The sequence below is a fragment of the Kitasatospora sp. NPDC051705 genome, assembly GCF_044453265.1.
Lineage (GTDB): Bacteria > Actinomycetota > Actinomycetes > Streptomycetales > Streptomycetaceae > Kitasatospora.
In genome coordinates this window covers 22,313-39,903 of the sequence record NZ_JBITCO010000014.1, presented here as the reverse complement: position 1 = coordinate 39,903, position 17,591 = coordinate 22,313, and the positions used below count along the sequence as shown (strand labels likewise).

General features: G+C 71.5%; 14 protein-coding genes. 3 read left to right on the top strand and 11 right to left on the bottom strand.

The features are described from left to right. Positions 1-21: 21 nt before the first annotated feature. From prcA to arc, 5 genes are all read right to left on the bottom strand, one after another. Complete coding sequence (gene prcA / locus ACIA8Q_RS19370; RefSeq protein WP_360208603.1) at positions 22-777, bottom strand: proteasome subunit alpha; 756 nt, start codon at positions 775-777, stop codon at positions 22-24. A gap of 28 nt (positions 778-805) precedes the next feature. After that, positions 806-1,648, bottom strand: coding sequence for a proteasome subunit beta (gene prcB / locus ACIA8Q_RS19365; RefSeq protein WP_360208600.1), 843 nt, complete (start codon positions 1,646-1,648; stop codon positions 806-808). A gap of 165 nt (positions 1,649-1,813) precedes the next feature. Next, positions 1,814-2,032 carry a ubiquitin-like protein Pup gene (locus ACIA8Q_RS19360; protein WP_360208597.1) on the bottom strand — a complete coding sequence of 73 codons (219 nt, stop codon included), beginning with the start codon at positions 2,030-2,032 and terminating at the stop codon, positions 1,814-1,816. A gap of 174 nt (positions 2,033-2,206) precedes the next feature. Then, the gene (dop, locus tag ACIA8Q_RS19355; RefSeq protein WP_360208594.1) at positions 2,207-3,718 is read right to left on the bottom strand and encodes a depupylase/deamidase Dop; all 1,512 of its coding nucleotides are present in this window, start codon (positions 3,716-3,718) and stop codon (positions 2,207-2,209) included. A 229-nt stretch (positions 3,719-3,947) separates the two neighbouring features. Beyond that, positions 3,948-5,714: a proteasome ATPase gene (arc, locus tag ACIA8Q_RS19350; RefSeq protein WP_360208591.1), complete on the bottom strand. Its 1,767-nt coding sequence runs from the start codon at positions 5,712-5,714 to the stop codon at positions 3,948-3,950. Positions 5,715-5,997: 283 nt separating this feature from the next. Between arc and ACIA8Q_RS19345 the strand changes: the two genes are divergently transcribed. Next, positions 5,998-6,300, top strand: a complete 303-nt coding sequence (locus tag ACIA8Q_RS19345; protein WP_360208588.1) for a ferredoxin — start codon at positions 5,998-6,000, stop codon at positions 6,298-6,300. A gap of 25 nt (positions 6,301-6,325) precedes the next feature. Here the strand turns inward: ACIA8Q_RS19345 and ACIA8Q_RS19340 are convergent, their stop codons facing one another. The 3 genes from ACIA8Q_RS19340 to ACIA8Q_RS19330 all read right to left on the bottom strand — a co-directional run bounded on the left by ACIA8Q_RS19340 (position 6,326) and on the right by ACIA8Q_RS19330 (position 9,343). Next, complete coding sequence (locus ACIA8Q_RS19340; RefSeq protein WP_360208585.1) at positions 6,326-6,934, bottom strand: hypothetical protein; 609 nt, start codon at positions 6,932-6,934, stop codon at positions 6,326-6,328. 137 nt (positions 6,935-7,071) lie between these two features. Next, on the bottom strand, positions 7,072-8,028 hold the full coding sequence (locus ACIA8Q_RS19335) for a tRNA (adenine-N1)-methyltransferase (RefSeq protein ID WP_360208583.1): 957 nt from the start codon (positions 8,026-8,028) through the stop codon (positions 7,072-7,074). An 82-nt stretch (positions 8,029-8,110) separates the two neighbouring features. Then, entirely contained in the window at positions 8,111-9,343 is a 1,233-nt protein-coding gene (locus ACIA8Q_RS19330; RefSeq protein WP_396317501.1) for a site-2 protease family protein, read from the bottom strand. Positions 9,344-9,505: 162 nt separating this feature from the next. Between ACIA8Q_RS19330 and ACIA8Q_RS19325 the strand changes: the two genes are divergently transcribed. Both ACIA8Q_RS19325 and ACIA8Q_RS19320 read left to right on the top strand, forming a co-directional pair. Continuing rightward, entirely contained in the window at positions 9,506-10,414 is a 909-nt protein-coding gene (locus tag ACIA8Q_RS19325) for a RecB family exonuclease (RefSeq protein ID WP_360208578.1), read from the top strand. Continuing rightward, positions 10,415-11,086, top strand: a complete 672-nt coding sequence (locus ACIA8Q_RS19320; protein WP_063346919.1) for a response regulator transcription factor — start codon at positions 10,415-10,417, stop codon at positions 11,084-11,086. It begins immediately after the preceding gene. A 105-nt stretch (positions 11,087-11,191) separates the two neighbouring features. On the opposite strand, the gene ACIA8Q_RS19315 is transcribed toward ACIA8Q_RS19320, so the two are convergent. The 3 genes from ACIA8Q_RS19315 to metH form a co-directional block, all read right to left on the bottom strand. Beyond that, positions 11,192-12,808, bottom strand: coding sequence for an ABC transporter substrate-binding protein (locus ACIA8Q_RS19315; RefSeq protein WP_360208574.1), 1,617 nt, complete (start codon positions 12,806-12,808; stop codon positions 11,192-11,194). Between the two features lie 356 nt (positions 12,809-13,164). Beyond that, positions 13,165-13,869, bottom strand: coding sequence for an HAD family hydrolase (locus ACIA8Q_RS19310; protein WP_396317483.1), 705 nt, complete (start codon positions 13,867-13,869; stop codon positions 13,165-13,167). Positions 13,870-14,020: 151 nt separating this feature from the next. Then, a complete protein-coding gene (gene metH, locus ACIA8Q_RS19305; RefSeq protein ID WP_360208569.1) occupies positions 14,021-17,530 on the bottom strand; it encodes a methionine synthase in 3,510 nt (1,169 codons plus the stop codon). Positions 17,531-17,591 lie beyond the last annotated feature (61 nt).

The following is a 17,591-nucleotide window of genomic DNA, read 5'->3' as shown; positions in this document are numbered from 1 at the left end:
TACGGGACTCCGCAGGCACTGCTACTCCGGCGCGGTGTCCGCCGGGTCGTCCTCGTCGTCCGACTCCGCGGACTGGTCCCCGTCGAGCAGCCGGCCGAGCTGGCCGCCCAGGATGCGCTTGAACTTGCGCTGCTGGAACCGCTGGCGGTCGAGGACCGCGACCTCCAGCTGTTCCGGGGTCAGGGTGCGCGGGCTGCCGCCGTTGGGGTCGCGGGCGAGCGAGTCCACGGCCGCGCGGACCACCTCGGTGAGGCTCATCCCGGCGCGGTGGCGCTGGCCCAGGTAGTTGCCGATCGAGTCGGCGTTGCCGCCGACCACGACGTAGTTCTTCTCGTCGACGATCGAGCCGTCCGGGGTGAGGCGGTAGATCTGGTCCTCGTCCGGGGTCCGGCCGACCTCGGCCACGACCAGTTCGACCTCGTACGGCTTCTCGCCGACCGAGGAGAAGATGGTGCCGAGGGTCTGGGCGTAGACGTTGGCCAGGCCCCGGGCGGTGACGTCGGCCCGGTCGTAGGAGTAGCCGCGCAGGTCGGCGTAGCGGACGCCGCCGATGCGCAGGTTCTCGAACTCGTTGTAGCGGCCGACCGCCGCGAAGGCGATCTTGTCGTAGATCTCGGAGACCTTGTGGAGCGCCCTGGAGGTGTTCTCCGCGACGAAGACGATGCCGTCGGCGTAGGTGAGCACGACCACGCTGCGGCCGCGCGCGATGCCCTTGCGGGCGTACTCCGCGCGGTCCGCCATGGCCTGCTGGGGCGAGACGTAGAACGGTGTCGACACCGGCGGTCGTCCCTTTCCTGAGAGGTGGCTAGAGCAGCGGGGCCTGCGGGCCGTTGGGGTGCGAGAGGCGTTGGTCGGTGATCGAGACGGCGATCGCGGAGACCTCCGGCTCGGTGAGGCGGCGGAAGCCGTCCTCGGTGATCAGCGAGACGATCGGGAAGATCTTGCGGGCGAGGTCGGGGCCGCCGGTGGCGGAGTCGTCGTCGGCCGCGTCGTAGAGCGCCTGGACGACCAGCGTCGAGGCCTGCTCGGCCGTCAGGCCCTCCCGGTAGAGCTTCTTCATCGCGCCCCGGGCGAACACCGAGCCGGAGCCGGTGGCCGCGAAGCCGCGCTCCTCGGAGCGCCCGCCGGTGACGTCGTACCCGAAGATCCGGCCGCGGCGGAGGTCCAGGTCGTAGCCGGCGAACATCGGGACGACGGCGAGGCCCTGCATCGCCATGCCCAGGTTGCCCCGGATCATGGTGGTCAGCCGGTTGGCCTTGCCCTCCAGGGAGAGCGTGGCGCCCTCGATCTTCTCGTAGTGCTCCAGCTCCAGCTGGAACAGCCGGACCATCTCGACCGCGAGGCCGGCGGTGCCGGCGATGCCGACCGCGCTGTACTCGTCGGCGGGGAACACCTTCTCGATGTCGCGCTGGGCGATCACGTTGCCCATGGTGGCGCGGCGGTCACCGGCGATCACCACGCCGCCGTCGAAGATCGCGGCCACGATCGTCGTCCCGTGCGGGGCCTCGACGACGGAGCCCTCGGGGAGCCCCCGGTGGCCGGGGAGCAGCTCCGGCCGGTGCTCGGAGAGGAAGTCGAGGAACGACGACGACCCCGGGGTCAGGAAGGCAGCCGGTAGACGCCCGGTGCCACGAGTGTTGGCTTCCACACGATTCCTTCCAGGTGGGTTGAAGCGCGCGCTGCCCGCACCCTACCCGCCCGACGATCACTGTCCAGGCGGGCCGGGGGCCGGTGCCGGGCGGCCGGGCGGACATCGCCGCCCGGCCGCCCTCGACGGTCGCGACCGTGAATTCCCGATGACCGGGGGGACGGGCTATTGCCCGCCCTTCTGAACGAATCCCCGGACGAAATCCTCGGCATTGGATTCGAGGACCTCGTCGATTTCGTCCAGCACCGCGTCGACGTCGTCGCTCAGCTTTTCCTGGCGCTCCTTGAGGTCGTCGGAATTCTGGGTTTCCGCGGCCTGCTCCTCGACCTCCTCGGAAGAGCGGTTCGCCCGCTGCTGGCCGCCGCCGGTGTCCTTGGTCGCCATTTCCCTCACCCCGCTCGATTCGTCTGGCACGGTTCGGTCGGTGCTTGCTGCACCGACCCTATACACAAGGTGCGACAACCGCTCCCGGTTTGCCGGTGGCGCTTCCTGTCCGACACCCGCTGTCACCCCGGATGATTCCCATTCGGCGGGCGTTCACCCGTGGTGATCGAAAAGTTACCCGCCGGCCAGGACGCGGAGCAGGTCCTCCGCGGTCCGGCAGCGGTCGAGCAGTTCCTTGACGTGGTTGCGGGTACCCCGCAGCGGCTCCAGGGTGGGCACCCGCTGCAGCGAGTCCCGGCCGGGCAGGTCGAAGATCACCGAGTCCCAGGAGGCGGCCGCGACGTGGTCCGCGTACTGCTCGAGGCAGCGGCCGCGGAAGTACGCCCTGGTGTCCTCCGGGGGCTTGGAGACGGCCCGCTCGACCTCGTCCTCGGTGAGCAGCCGCTCGAACCGGCCGCGGGCCACCAGACGGTTGTAGAGGCCCTTCTCGGCCCGCACGTCGCTGTACTGGAGGTCGACCAGGTGCAGCCGCGGGTTGTCCCACTCCAGGGCGTCGCGGCTGCGGTAGCCCTCCAGGATCTCCCGCTTGGCGATCCAGTCCAGCTGCCTGGACAGCGACATCGGGTCGCGCTCCAGCCGGCCCAGGACGTCCTCCCAGCGGGCCAGCACGTCCACGGTCTGCTCGTCGGCATCGGTGCCGAAGCGGTCCTCGACGTACTTGCGGGCCAGCTCGAAGTACTCGAGCTGGAGCTGGACGGCGGTGAGTTTGCGCCCGTTGCGCAGGGTGATCAGGTGCTTGAGCGTCGGGTCGTGGGAGACCCGGTGCAGGGTGCGCACCGGCTGGTCGACGGCGAGGTCGGAGGCGATGAAGGAGTCCTCGATCATCGAGAGGACCAGTGAGGTGGTGCCCAGCTTGAGGTAGGTGGAGATCTCCGAGAGGTTGGCGTCCCCGATGATCACGTGCAGCCGGCGGTACTTCTCGGCGTCGGCGTGCGGCTCGTCGCGGGTGTTGATGATCGGGCGCTTGAGGGTGGTCTCCAGCCCGACCTCGACCTCGAAGTAGTCGGCCCGCTGGCTGATCTGGAAGCCGTGCGCGGAGCCGTCCTGGTGGAGGCCCACCCGGCCGGCGCCGGTGACCACCTGGCGGGAGACGAAGAACGGGGTGAGGTGGCGGACGATGTCGGCGAACGGCGTCGCCCGCTTCATCAGGTAGTTCTCGTGGGTGCCGTAGGAGGCGCCCTTGTTGTCGGTGTTGTTCTTGTACAGGTGGATGTTCTGCCCGTTGGGCAGCTCCAGCGCGCGCTGCGCGGCGGCGGCCATGATCCGCTCGCCCGCCTTGTCCCAGAGCACGGCGTCGCGCGGGTTGGTGACCTCGGGCGAGCTGTACTCGGGGTGCGCGTGGTCCACGTAGAACCGGGCCCCGTTGGTGAGGATGACGTTGGCGAGACCGATGTCCTCGTCGGTCAGCTGGCTGGCGTCCGCCACCTCGCGCGCGAGGTCGAAGCCCCGGGCGTCGCGCAGCGGGTTCTCCTCCTCGAAGTCCCAGCGGGCCCGCCGCGCCCGGTGCATCGCCGCCGCGTACGCGTTGACGATCTGGGACGAGGTGAGCATGGCGTTGGCGTTGGGGTGCCCGGGCACGGAGATCCCGTACTCGGTCTCGATGCCCATCACGCGCCGTACGGTCATGCGGCCCTCCTTGCCCGGTGCCCCGCCCCCCACGGGCGGCGCACGCCGACGTACCGCTGAAACAACACCGGCGCCGGCGTTCTGCCCGCGAACGGTGGGTCGAGCCTAGAACCCGGCACCGACGGGCGGGCCCCGAGACGCGCCGTCCGGCTGCGGGGCCGCGAGGCGCCACAGCCGGACGGGTGCGTGCTGTACCGGGGACCGCCGGGGCGGCCCGGTCACCGCGCGCCTACAGGTACTGGCCCGTGTTGGCGACGGTGTCGATCGAGCGGCCGGACTCGGCGCCCTGCTTCCCGGTGACCAGCGTGCGGATGAAGACGATCCGCTCGCCCTTCTTGCCGGAGATGCGGGCCCAGTCGTCCGGGTTGGTGGTGTTCGGCAGGTCCTCGTTCTCCTTGAACTCGTCCACGCAGGCGGCGAGCAGGTGGGAGACGCGCAGACCGCGCTGACCGTGGTCGAGGAAGTCCTTGATGGCCATCTTCTTCGCGCGGTCGACGATGTTCTGGATCATCGCGCCGGAGTTGAAGTCCTTGAAGTACAGGACCTCCTTGTCACCGTTGGCGTAGGTGACCTCCAGGAACCGGTTCTCCTCGGTCTCGGAGTACATCCGCTCCACGACCGACTGGATCATCGCGGCCACCGTCGCCCCCAGGGAGCCGTCGTGCTCCTTGACGTCGTCCGGGTGGAACGGCAGCGACTCCTTGAGGTACTTGGAGAAGATGTCCTTGGCGGCCTCGGCGTCCGGGCGCTCGATCTTGATCTTGACGTCCAGGCGGCCGGGCCGCAGGATCGCCGGGTCGATCATGTCCTCGCGGTTCGAGGCGCCGATGACGATGACGTTCTCGAGCCCCTCCACGCCGTCGATCTCGGCGAGCAGCTGCGGGACGATGGTGTTCTCCACGTCCGAGCTGACGCCGGAACCGCGGGTGCGGAACAGCGACTCCATCTCGTCGAAGAAGACGATGACGGGCGTGCCCTCGCTCGCCTTCTCCCGGGCCCGCTGGAAGACCAGGCGGATCTGCCGCTCGGTCTCGCCCACGTACTTGTTGAGCAGCTCGGGGCCCTTGATGTTGAGGAAGTAGCTCTTCCCCTGGGGGCGCCCGGTGACCTCGGCGACCTTCTTGGCCAGCGAGTTGGCCACCGCCTTGGCGATCAGCGTCTTGCCGCAGCCGGGCGGGCCGTAGAGCAGCACGCCCTTGGGCGGGCGCAGCTCGTACTCCTTGAAGAGGTCGGCGTGCAGGTACGGCAGCTCGACCGCGTCGCGGATCAGCTCGATCTGGTTGCTCAGGCCGCCGATCTGGCGGTAGTCGATGTCCGGGACCTCCTCGAGGACCAGCTCCTCGACCTCGGCCTTCGGCACGACCTCGTACACGTAGCCGGAGCGGGGCTCCAGCAGGAGGGCGTCCCCCGCCCTGATGGTGGTCTCGCGCAGCGGCTCGGCGAGCCGCACCACCCGCTCCTCGTCGGTGTGGCCGATGACCAGGGCGCGCTCGCCGTCCTCGAGGATCTCCTTGAGGGTGACGATCTCGCCGATGCGCTCGAAGGCCATCGCGTCCACGATGTTGAGGGCCTCGTTGAGCATCACCTCCTGGCCGCGCCGCAGTTCGTCGAGGGCGACGTTCGGGCTGACGTTCACGCGGAGCTTGCGCCCGCCGGTGAAGATGTCGGCGGTGCCGTCCTCGTTGGCCTCGAGGAAGGTGCCGAACCCGGCCGGGGGCTGTGCCAGCCGGTCCACTTCCTCCTTGAGGGCCACGATCTGGTCGCGGGCCTCGCGCAGGGTGGAGGCGAGCCGTTCGTTCTGGGCGGTCACGCCGGCCAGGTTGGTCTGGAGCTCGACGATCCGCTCTTCGAGGATCCTCGAATTGCGCGGCGAGTCGGCGAGCTTGCGGCGCAACACGGCGATTTCCTGCTCGAGGTACGAGAGCTGAGCGGTCTCGTCGGAACCACGAGCGGGCCTGCCGGTGCTGCGGTTGTAGTCGTCATCGTGGGCTGCCACGGTCCTCACCTCCTCCGGGGAGCTGGACGCTTCCAGACCCTACCTGGGACCAGGGGTCCGTAAACCCCTAGATCAAGAAAGATGGAACGGGCGTGTCCGATCTTCGCCCCAGCGTGCTTCCCCTCTGCTAAGGAGATACCCACCGCGCACCACCCAAAGCGGGCCAGATGTATCGTCGAGCGAAGTGATATCCGATCGCGACCGCGGCACCGGGTCCGATCGTTGTACGAATGGCGGGATTGCCCGGAAATAGGGCGACCCGGGACAGAAACGGCAGGGAACCATGTCGGAGACCGAGCAGACGGCGGCGGCCGAGCAGCTGGAGGTGTGGATCGACCAGGACCTGTGCACCGGCGACGGCATCTGCGTGCAGTACGCGCCGGAGGTCTTCGAGCTCGACATCGACGGCCTGGCGTACGTGAAGGGGCCGGACGACGAGCTCCGCCAGCAGCCCGGGGACAGCGCCCCGGTGCCGCTGACGCTCCTTCAGGACGTGGTGGACTCGGCGAAGGACTGCCCCGGCGACTGCATCCACGTGCGCCGGGCGTCCGACCTGGTCGAGGTGTACGGGCCGGACGCGGAGTAGCGCCCGGGGCGGGCGCGCGCCCGCATCAGGTCAGACTCACCGGGGCGGCGGTCTGGGAGCGTTCCCAGCCGCCGCCCTTGCGCGTCCAGGTGAGGTCGAGTGAGATGTCGGGGCGGAAGCGCGGCACGTCCTCGCTCGAATACCCCTGCGCGTGGCCGGTGATGGCGCCGTCGGACCGCAACGCCAGCCGGCCGACGGTGAGGTTCTCGCGCTCGGAGAGCAGGGTGCTCACCACCACCGGGCGGTCGCCCGGGCCGAAGCCGAGCAGGTAGACGGCGTCCGGCGGGGTGCCGTTGGCCGCGTCGCAGTGCGCGGCGACGACGGTGCCGGGGCGGCCGTCACCGAGCACGGCGGGCATGCTGAGCACCGCCTTCACCGGGAAGGGGCCGCAGTCGAGCGGCAGTTGGGCCGCGGCCGGGTCGGGGGCGGCGCTCGCGCCGAGTGCCCTGGGGGCGCCGTGGAGGGGCACCGGGCTGCCCGAGGCCGGCCCGGCCGCGAGCCCGGCGGCCACCACCGCGCCGCAGCCGGCCAGGGCCAGCGCCCAGTGCCAGGGGGCGGTTCGCGCGTGCCCGGGCCGGCTGCCGCCCCGCGGTGTCGTCTGCTCTCCAGCCGTCGTCCCGACCGCGGTCTCCACCAGGCGTCCCCTCCAGTGGTCTGTGTGAGCGAGCATCGTCCCACACGGGGCGGGCCGGCGGAGGGCTCGGGTGTACGGAGACGGCGAAGGGGTGGTACGCGTTTCGCGCACCACCCCTTCGCGGGTCGGTCGTCGGTTCAGCCGAGGTCGGGCTGCCCGGCCTCGGCGCGGGCGGCGGCACGGGCCGCGGCGCGCTCCTGGAGGGTCGGCTCGGGGGAGCCGTTGTCGTAGTCCTCGCCGTACGCGCCCTTGGCCGGGCGGCGGCGGCGCAGCGGCGGCTCGACGCCGTCGGCGAGCCGGCGGGCGGTGAGCAGGAAGCCGGTGTGGCCGATCATCCGGTGGTCCGGGCGGACGGCCAGGCCCTCCAGGTGCCAGGTGCGGACCATGGTCTCCCAGGCCTGCGGCTCGGTGAAGGTGCCGTGCTCGCGCAGCGCCTCGACGGTCTTGGACATCTGCGTGGTGGTGGCCACGTAGCAGCAGATGAGGCCGCCGGGGACGAGCGCCTTGGACGCGACGTCCAGGCACTCCCAGGGGGCGAGCATGTCGAGGATGACGCGGTCGACGTCGGTCTCGACCAGGTTGTCCTGGAGGTCGCCGACGGTGAGCTTCCACGCCGGGTGCGGCCCGCCGAAGTAGCGCTCGACGTTGCCCTTGGCGATGTCGGCGAAGTCCTGGCGGCGCTCGTACGAGGCCAGCATGCCGGTGTCGCCGACGGCGCGCAGCAGGTAGCTGGAGAGCGCTCCGGAGCCGACGCCGGCCTCGACGACGCGGGCGCCGGCGAAGATGTCGGCCATCGCCAGGATCTGCCCCGCGTCCTTGGGGTAGATCACGGCGGCGCCGCGGGGCATGGACAGGACGTAGTCGGGGAGCAGGGGGCGCAGCGCGAGGTACGGGACGTTCCCCGTGGTGCGCACGACCGTGCCCTCGGGGGCGCCGATCAGCTCGTCGTGCGGGAACGCACCCTTGTGGGTGTGGAACTGGTTCCCGGCCTGGAGCGTGAACGTGTAGTGGCGGCCCTTGGGGTCGGTCAGCTGGACCTGGTCCCCGACCTGGAAGGGCCCGCGTCGGCGGGTGGCACCGGTCGGTTCGGACATGCCGACAATCCTAAGGGAAGCGGACGGCCCCGCCCGACCGGGGTGATCACCGGCGGCCTCCGGGGCGTGGCGCCGGGCGCCGTCAGCGCCCCGTGACGGCCGCGGTCAGGCGCTGCTCGATGTCGGTGAGCGCGACGACCCCGTAGACCCGGCCGTCCGCCTCGACCACCAGGTACTCGCCGGACGGGGTGGCCTGGACGGCGCGCAGCAGGTCCTCGCCGCCGAGGTCGGCGTCCAGCCGCAGCCCGGGTTCGAGGTCGCGGGCGAGCGGGCCGACGGCGACCCACGGGCGGCGGTGCTCGGGCACCGCGCGGACGGCGGACTCCCGGACGACGGCGATCGGCTCGCCCCGCCCGTCCACCACGACCACCGCACCGGCCTGGGCCTCCCGGGCGCGGCGCAGCGCCTCGCCGAGCGGGGTGTCGGCGGTGACCTCGACGACGCGGCGGGCGAGGTCGCGCAGCCGCAGCCCCGGCAGCACCTCCTTGAGCCGGGCGTTGCGCAGACTGGCGGTGGCGCCGTTCCAGATGATCGCGGCGAGGACGGCGGCCAGCACCGCGTCCACCAGGGTGTCGGTGGTGCTGCGCTCGATCCCGCGGGCGGAGCTGACCAGCGGCAGCCCGATCAGCACGGCGACGGCCAGCCCCCGGCCGACCCAGGCGGCCGCGACCGTGCCGGTCATCGCCCGGCCGCTGACCGCCCAGACGACGGCCCGCAGCATCCGGCCGCCGTCCAGCGGCAGGCCCGGCAGCAGGTTGAAGGCCGCGACGACCAGGTTGGAGACCATCAGGCCGGCGAGCAGCACCCCCGGCACGGTGGAGGCGTCCACGGCCCGCAGCGCGAGGTAGAAGACGCCGCCGAGCGCCAGGGAGAGCAGCGGCCCGACGAAGGCCAGCCAGAACTCCCGCCAGGGGCTCTCGGCCTCGTTCTCGATCTCCGACACCCCGCCGAAGAACTGCAGCTGGATCCGGCGCACACCGAGGCGGTAGCGCAGTGCGACCAGCGTGTGGGCGAGCTCGTGCACCAGGACGGAGGCGTAGAACGCCACCGCGAAGGTGAAGGCGAGCAGGTATCGGGGCGCGCCGCCGAGGTCCGGCAGGACGTCCCCGAGCTGGCCGCCGAACACCCAGGTGATCAGGGCGGCGATGACGAACCAGGAGGGCGTGACGTAGACGGGCACGCCGAAGGGGCGGCCCATCAGGATGCCGCCGCCGCGCTCGGGCGGCTGGGGCGGGCGCCCGGCCCCGCGGCCGTCGTCGTCGCCGTGCGGTGGCTGGTCGGAGGTCTGCTGCCCCCTGCTGTCGCTCACCGTGATCCCTTCGGTCGTCTGCCCCGTCGTGCCCCGGTGCGCCCACGCTACGTGATCTCGGCCGCCCGGAGCCGTGCGCCCCTCTGTCGGTGTTCATACCCACTGCGCCGGGCGGTGTGGCAGCCCGGTGGCAGCGGGATGACAGCGAAGGGCAATAGGGTCGGGGGCATGCAGCAGACCGACACCACCAGCGCCGCCGGGGCACCGGCGCGCCCGGCGGCGCCCCCGACCGGCCTGTCCCCGTCCCGTGCGGGGGACTTCCTCACCTGTCCCCTGCTGTACCGGCTGCGGGTGATCGACCGGCTGCCCGAGCCGCCCAGCGCGGCGGCGACCCGGGGCACCCTGGTGCACGCGGTGCTGGAGCGGCTGTTCGACAGCCCGGCGGGCGAGCGGACCCCGGAGCGGGCCCTGGGCCTGCTGCGCCCGCAGTGGGAGCGGCTGCTCGGCGAGCGCCCGGAGCTGGCCTCGCTCTTCCCGGGGGATCCGGACGGCGCGGCGCTCACCCGCTGGCTGGCGGACGCCGAGAAGCTGGTCGGGCAGTGGTTCCGGCTGGAGGACCCGACCCGGCTGCACCCGGTGGAGCGCGAGCTGTACGTGGAGACGGCACTGGAGTCGGGGCTGCTGCTGCGCGGCTACATCGACCGGGTGGACGTCGCCCCGACCGGCGAGGTCCGCCTGGTGGACTACAAGACCGGCCGGGCGCCCTCGCGGGACTTCGAGGGCAAGGCGATGTTCCAGATGAAGTTCTACGCGCTGGTGGTGTGGCGCTGGAAGGGCGTGATCCCCAGGCGCCTCCAGCTGGTCTACCTGGGCGGCGGCGGGGACGTGGTCAGCTACGACCCGGACGAGGCCGACCTGCTCGCGGTGGAGCGCAAGCTGCTGGCGCTCTGGGAGCGGATCACCCTCGCGGTGGCGACCGGGGACTTCCCCGCGACCCGCAACCGCCTCTGCGACTGGTGCGACCACCAGGCCAGCTGTCCGGAGTTCGGCGGCACTCCCCCGCCGTACCCGCTGCCGCTGGCCCGTACGTCTGACGAAGACGATCCCACGGGGGATCCGATGAGCAAGGAGTCCTAGGTGACGATCCGAGTGTTGCTGGTCGACGACCAGCCGCTGCTTCGCACCGGTTTCCGGATGATCCTGGAGGCCGAGTCCGACCTGGTGGTGGTCGGTGAGGCCGGCGACGGTCAGCAGGCGCTGGACCAGGTCCGCGCGCTGCAGCCCGACGTGGTGCTGATGGACATCCGGATGCCCAGGATGGACGGCGTGGAGGCCACCCGCCGGATCGCCGGCCCGGGCCGGGACGGCCCGGCCAAGGTCCTGGTGCTGACCACCTTCGACCTGGACGAGTACGTGGTGGAGGCGCTGCGCGCGGGCGCCAGCGGGTTCCTGCTGAAGGACGTCCCGGCGGAGGAGCTGGTCCAGGCGATCCGGGTGGTGGCGGACGGCGCGGCGATGCTGGCGCCGAGCATCACCCGGCGGCTGCTGGACATGTACGCCACCAAGCTGCCCTCCGGCGAGGAGGCGCCGCCGCAGGCGCTGAGCGCGCTGACCGAGCGCGAGCTCGAGGTGCTGAAGCTGGTGGCCCGCGGGCTGTCGAACGCGGAGATCGCGGCCGAGCTGTTCGTCAGCGAGACCACGGTGAAGACGCATGTGGGCCACGTGCTGACCAAGCTCCAGCTGCGCGACCGGGTGCAGGCGGCGGTGTACGCCTACGAGAGCGGGCTGGTGCGTCCGGGCGCCCTCTGAGGCCGGTACGACGGTGGCCCGTCCGCCTCCCCCGGGTCCGGGAGGAGGTGGACGGGCCACCGTCGTGCGGAGGGGGTCCCGGTCGCCCGGTGCCGCCCCCGTCGGCTACTTGCCGCCGACCCGGCCGATGTCCCAGAAGCGGAACACGCCGGTGGTGTCGACGGTCGACTCGACACCGGTGATGTACGAGCGGGCCGCGTAGAAGGCCTTGTTCTGGAACAGCGGGATGAGCGGCACGTTCTCGGCGGCTATCTGCTGGATCTGGGCGTAGCCGGAGGCCGCGGCGCTGCGGTCGGCCTGCTTCACGCCGTCCGGCACCAGGCGCTGGCTGATCCGCGGGTCGTCCCAGCCGGTGTGGTACGCGCCGCCCTGGACGAGCAGCGGGGCGATGTAGTTGTCGGCGTCCGGGTAGTCGGCGAACCAGCCGACGATGTACGCCTGGTACTTGCCGTCCGCCCAGCCCTTCTTGAAGGCGTCCCAGTCGGCCTCCTGCTGGACCGTCACCTGGAAGAGGCCGCCGGCCTCCAGCTGCTTCTTGAGCATCTCGGGCTCGGCGCTCTCGGCCCGCGAGCGCGACCAGGTGAGGCTGATCTTGACCGGGGTCTGGACCTTGGCGTCGGTGAGGATCTTCTTGGCCTTGGCCACGTCCTGGTCGCCGTAGCGGTCGAAGTAGGCGGTGGTGTGGCCGACCACGCCGGCCGGGACCAGCGCGTACAGCGGCTGGACGGTGCGGGCGAAGACGTCGCGGGCGAGCGCCTTGCGGTCGAGCAGCTGCGCGGCGGCCTGACGGACGGCGACGTTGCCGGTGACCGGGTCCTTGGTGTTGAAGACCATCGAGCGGGTGTCGTTGCTGTCGCCCTCGACGACCTGCAGGTCGGTCTTGCCGCCCTGCTGGTCGGCGTGGATCTGGGCGGCGGTGTTCGGCTCGAGGCTGTTGTCGGTGAGGTCGACGTCGCCCTTGTCGAGCGCGGTCTTCAGGTCCGCGGCCTTGTCGTAGTACCGCACGGTGAACTTGCTGTTCCGCAGCTTGGCGTCGCCGTTGTACTTGTCGTTGGGCACCAGGACGACCTTGCCCAGCTGCTTGCCGGCGTCGCCGCTGCCCAGGGCCGCGAGCGAGTCGACGCGGTACGGGCCGGAGCCGACCACCTTGTCGTTGGAGAGCGCCTTGTCGGCGGGGAACACCTGGTGGTCGACGATGGCGCCGGCCGGGCTGGCCAGCTTGGCCGGCAGGGTGGCGTCCGGGGCGGTGAGGTGGAAGATCACCTCGTTGTCGCCCTTGGCCTCGACGCTCTTGATCGAGGTGAGCAGGTCGGACGGGCCGTTCTCGTCGCTGATCTTCTTGGTGCGCTCGATCGAGAACACCACGTCGGCGGCGGTCAGCGGGTGGCCGTTGGAGAACTTCAGGCCGGGCCGCAGCGTGCAGTGGTACTGGGCGGCGTCGCCGCTGGTGAACTCGCAGGACTGGGCGGCGTCCGGCGAGGGCGCGCTGGAGGCGGCCGGGAAGGCGAGCAGCGACTGGAAGGTGTTGCGCAGCACCAGCCAGGAGCCGGAGTCGTAGGCGATGGCCGGGTCCAGCGAGCTGGTGAGCTGGCTGGTGCCCATGGTGACCGACTTGCCGCTGTCCCCCTTGACGGCGTCGGTGACCGATCCGCAGCCGGCCACCGTCACGGCGACCAGACCGGCGCAGCCGAGTGCTGCCAGGCGTTCAGCTGAAGTTCTCACGGGGCGCGTCCTTCTGGGTGCGGTCCGGCGGGGGCCGGTGGCCCGCGCCGAGGACGCCCCAGGGTGCGGGGGCGCGTGCGCGGACCGGGCGCCCGGACGACCGCGCGCAGGACGGGGTTGCCCGTCGTCGGCGGCGGCAGGGCGCGTGGGGAGGGGAACGAACCCGAGTAGCGTGCCATATCGAACACGCACGACCGATACCCGTGCAGATGACGTTTGGGACACGGCGGTTGAGGGCAGCGCGTTGCACCCGACGAGTTGTCAGGCAATGCCCGATTTCTCCCCGGGCCACCGCCGCCGACAGCCGGGCGGGAGTGCTTACCCGCGAGTAGCCCCACCCTGCAATGAGATGACAATCACACTCGCGAGGCCACCAGCGAGCGGAGCAGTTCAAGATCGACCCGCTCCAGCGAGGGCAGCACCAGCCGGCCGGGAGCCGGCTCGATCGGCGCCACCGAGGGCACCGCGATCACCGGGCAGCCGGCCGCCTCGGCCGCCCGCACCCCGGTCAGCGCGTCCTCGACCACCACGCAGCGGGCCGGCTCCGCGCCCAGCCGGCGGGCCGCCTCCAGGTACGGGTCCGGGTGCGGCTTGGTGCGCGGCACCTCGTCCCCGGCGACCGTGAAGGCGAAGTGCCGCTCCCCGAGCGAGCGCAGCACGATGTCGACCACGTGCCGGTGCGAGGCGGTCACCAGCACCGCCGGGATCCCGTGCGCGGCAAGGGTGTTGAGGAGCCGCTCGGCGCCCGGCATGAGTGGCACGCCGCCGGCCAGCAGGTCGACGAAGCGCTGGTTGATCAGTACGGTGAGGTCGGCTGGCGCGAGGTCCACCCCGGTGGTGCCGACCAGGTAGTCGATCACCCGGGTCATCGGCCCGCCGACCACCTGGGCCCGGTCCTGCTCGGTCAGCGCGTGGCCCAGCTCGGCGAAGAGCGTGACCTCGGCCTGCCACCAGAAGTCCTCGGTGTCCACCAGCGTCCCGTCCATGTCCAGCAGCACCGCCTGCAGGCCGCGGCCGTCCCCGTGGTCGAGGACCCGGGCGGCGGTGGAGATGGTGGTCATGGTGGGAGTCCTTCCGTCGGTCCCCCGGGGCCGCCGGGCGGCCCCTGGGGATGGCACGGGCCGGCCCGCTGGTGAGCGGACCGGCCCGTTCAGGATCATCAAGGATACGCCCGGTCCGCCCGGAGGGAGCGAACGCGGCGGGGCGTTCGGGTTACCGGGCGTTGAAGTACTTCGCCTCCGGGTGGTGGATCACGATCGCGTCGGTGGACTGCTCCGGGTGCAGCTGGAACTCCTCGGAGAGCACCACGCCGATCCGCTCGGGCTTGAGCAGCTCGGCGATCTTGGCGCGGTCCTCCAGCTCGGGGCAGGCCCCGTAGCCGAGCGAGAAGCGGGCGCCCCGGTACTTGAGGGCGAACATGTCCTTGACGTCCTGCGGGTCCTCGCCGGAGAAGCCCAGCTCGTAGCGGACCCGGGCGTGCCAGAACTCGGCCAGCGCCTCGGCCAGCTGCACGGAGAGGCCGTGCAGCTCCAGGTAGTCGCGGTAGGAGTTCTCGGCGAACAGCTCGTTGGCCGCCTCCGAGATCCGGTTGCCCATGGTGACCACCTGCAGGCCGACCACGTCCCGCGCCCCGGACTCCTCCGGGCGGAAGAAGTCCGCCAGGCAGAGCCTGCGCCCGCGCCGCTGGCGGGGGAAGGTGAAGCGGGTCCGCTCGGTGCCGTCCTCGTGGAAGACGATCAGGTCGTCGCCCTTGGAGTTCGCCGGGTAGTAGCCGTAGACCACGGCCGCCTCCAGCCAGCCCTCGGTCTGCAGCCGGTCCAGCCACATCCGCAGCCGCGGCCGGCCCTCGGTCTCCACCAGCTCCTCGTAGGAGGGGCCGTCGCCGCTGCGGGCCGCCTTCAGGCCCCACTGGCCCTTGAACAGCGCGTCCTCGTCCAGCCAGGAGGCGTAGTCGGCGAACGGCACGCCCTTGACGATCCGGTCGCCCCAGAACGGCGGGACGGGCACGGTGTTGTCGACGGTGACGTCCGAGCGGACCTGGCCGAGGTTGACCTCCGGCTCCTCCTCCACCTCGACCCGGGCGTGCCGGCGCTGCTTGAGCTCCGGCAGGGTCGCGCCCGGCACCCCGCGCTTGACCGCGATCAGCGCGTCCATCAGCCGCAGGCCCTCGAAGGCGTCCCGGGCGTAGCGGACCTCGCCCTCGTAGATCTCGTGCAGGTCCTGCTCGACGTAGGCGCGGGTCAGGGCGGCACCGCCCAGGATCACCGGGTAGCTCGCGGCCAGCTTGCGCTGGTTGAGCTCCTCCAGGTTCTCCTTCATGATCACGGTGGACTTCACCAGCAGGCCGGACATCCCGATGACGTCCGCCTTGTGCTCCTGCGCGGCGTCCAGGATCGCCGAGACCGGCTGCTTGATGCCCAGGTTGACCACGTTGTAGCCGTTGTTGGACAGGATGATGTCGACCAGGTTCTTGCCGATGTCGTGGACGTCGCCCTTGACGGTGGCCAGCACGATGGTGCCCTTGCCCTCGCTGTCGGACTTCTCCATGTGCGGCTCCAGGTGGGCCACCGCGGTCTTCATCACCTCGGCGGACTGGAGCACGAACGGCAGCTGCATCTGGCCGGAGCCGAAGAGCTCGCCGACCACCTTCATGCCGGCCAGCAGGGTCTCGTTGATGATCTCCAGCGCGGGGCGCCCGGCCAGCGCCTCGTCCAGGTCGGCCTCCAGGCCGTTGCGCTCGCCGTCGATGATCCGGCGCTGCAGCCGCTCGTCCAGCGGCAGCGCGGCCAGCTCCTCCGCCTTGGAGGCCTTGACCGAGGCCGAGGAGACCCCCTCGAACAGCTCCAGCAGCCGCTGCAGCGGGTCGTAGCCGTCCCGGCGGCGGTCGTAGACCAGGTCGAGGGCGGCCTCGCGCTGGTCCTCGGGGATCCGGGAGATCGGCAGGATCTTGGAGGCGTGCACGATCGCCGAGTCCAGACCGGCCTCCACGCACTCGTGCAGGAAGACCGAGTTCAGCACCACGCGCGCGGCCGGGTTGAGGCCGAAGGAGATGTTGGACAGGCCCAGGGTGGTCTGCACGGCCGGGTGGCGGCGCTTGAGCTCGCGGATCGCCTCGATGGTCTCGATGCCGTCCCGGCGGGACTCCTCCTGGCCGGTGGCCAGGGTGAAGGTCAGGCAGTCGACCAGGATCGAGCCCTCGTCCACGCCGTAGTCGGCGGTCAGCTCGGCGATCAGCCGCTCGGCGATCTCGACCTTGGTGCCGGCGGTGCGGGCCTGGCCCTCCTCGTCGATGGTCAGCGCGATCAGGCCGGCGCCGTGCTCGCGGGCCAGCGAGGCGATCCGGCCGAAGCGGGAGTCCGGGGCGTTTCCGTCCTCGTAGTTGACCGAGTTGAGCACCGCGCGGCCGCCGAGCGCCTCCAGACCGGCCCGCAGCACGTCCGGCTCGGTGGAGTCCAGCACGATCGGCAGGGTGGAGGCGGTGGCCAGCCGGCCGGCGATCTCCCGCATGTCGGCGACGCCGTCGCGGCCGACGTAGTCGACGCACAGGTCCAGCAGGTGGGAGCCGTCCCGGATCTGCTCGCGGGCGATCTCCACGCAGGCCTGCCAGTCGCCGGCCAGCATCGACTCGCGGAACTTCTTCGAGCCGTTGGCGTTGGTGCGCTCGCCGATCGCCAGGTACGAGGTGTCCTGGCGGAACGGCACCGCCTGGTACAGCGAGGCCGCCGAGGGCTCCGGCTGCGGGGTGCGCGGCGAGATCGGGCGGCCCTGCACCCGCTCGACCACCTGGCGCAGGTGCTCGGGCGTGGTGCCGCAGCAGCCGCCGACCAGCGAGAGGCCGTACTCCCGGGTGAACACGTCGTGCGCGTCGGCCAGTTCGGCCGGGGAGAGCGGGTAGTGGGCGCCGTCCTTGCCGAGCACCGGCAGGCCCGCGTTCGGCATGCAGGACAGGCCGATCCGGGCGTTCTTGGCCAGGTAGCGCAGGTGCTCGCTCATCTCGGCCGGGCCGGTGGCGCAGTTGAGGCCGATGTAGTCGACGCCGAGCGGCTCCAGGGCCGTCAGCGCGGCGCCGATCTCGGAGCCGAGCAGCATGGTGCCGGTGGTCTCCACCGTCACCTGGACCAGCACCGGCAGGTCCAGCCCGGCCTCGGCGAGGGCGCGCTTGGAGCCGAGGATGGCGGCCTTGGTCTGCAGCAGGTCCTGGCTGGTCTCGACCAGCAGCGCGTCGGCGCCGCCGGCGATCAGGCCGGCCGCGTTCTGCTGGAAGCCGTCGCGCAGCGTCCCGTACGGGGCGTGGCCGAGGGTCGGCAGCTTGGTGCCGGGGCCGATCGAGCCGAGCACCCAGCGGGTGCGGCCGTCGACGGCGGAGTGGGCGTCGGCCACCTCGCGGGCGATCCGGGCACCGGCCTCGGACAGCTCGAAGATGCGCTCCGGGATGTCGTACTCGCCCAGCGCGGAGAAGTTGGCGCCGAAGGTGTTGGTCTCGACGCAGTCCACGCCCACCGCGAAGTAGGCCTCGTGGACGGAGCGGACGATGTCGGGCCGGGTGAGGTTGAGGACCTCGTTGCAGCCCTCCAGGTTCTGGAAGTCCTCCAGTGTCGGGTCCTGCGCCTGGAGCATGGTGCCCATCGCACCGTCGGCGACCACCACGCGGGTGGCGAGCGCCTCACGCAACGCGTTCGCGCGGCTCTGCTGAGTGATGGACGGGTCGGCTGCAGTGGCCATGGGGCTTCTCCCTGGTGCGACGGCTGTCGGCTTTGCGTCCCGCTGACTCGGGCACGCACCT